Source organism: Lyngbya sp. CCY1209 (genome assembly GCF_055795065.1).
The window spans coordinates 1-292 of sequence record NZ_JAYFER010000057.1; the positions used below are offsets into that span (position 1 = coordinate 1).

A 292-nucleotide genomic window follows, 5' to 3' on the forward strand; every position below is an offset into this window, starting at 1 on the left:
GGACACCTCAAGGAGGGGTAATAAGTCCACTCCTCGCCAACATCGCACTGGATGGAATGGTGAGGCACATAGAAAAATTATTCCCAAAACACATTATAAATGGGAAAACAATCAACACAACGGTCGTTAGATATGCCGATGACTTTGTGGTTATATCCCAAAGCCTCAAAGTTATTGAACAGTGCAAGATTGCTATCTCCGAATGGTTAAAACCTATTGGACTCCAACTCAAACCAGAAAAGACAAGAATCTGTCACACACTTCAAGAAATCGAAGTAAATGGAAAAATGGT

1 protein-coding gene is annotated in these 292 nt (G+C 40.4%); it reads left to right on the plus strand.

All coding sequences use genetic code 11. The features are described from left to right. A partial coding sequence (locus tag AC0QHF_RS00295) for a reverse transcriptase/maturase family protein (protein ID WP_324702195.1) occupies nt 1–292 on the plus strand: 292 nt, incomplete at both ends.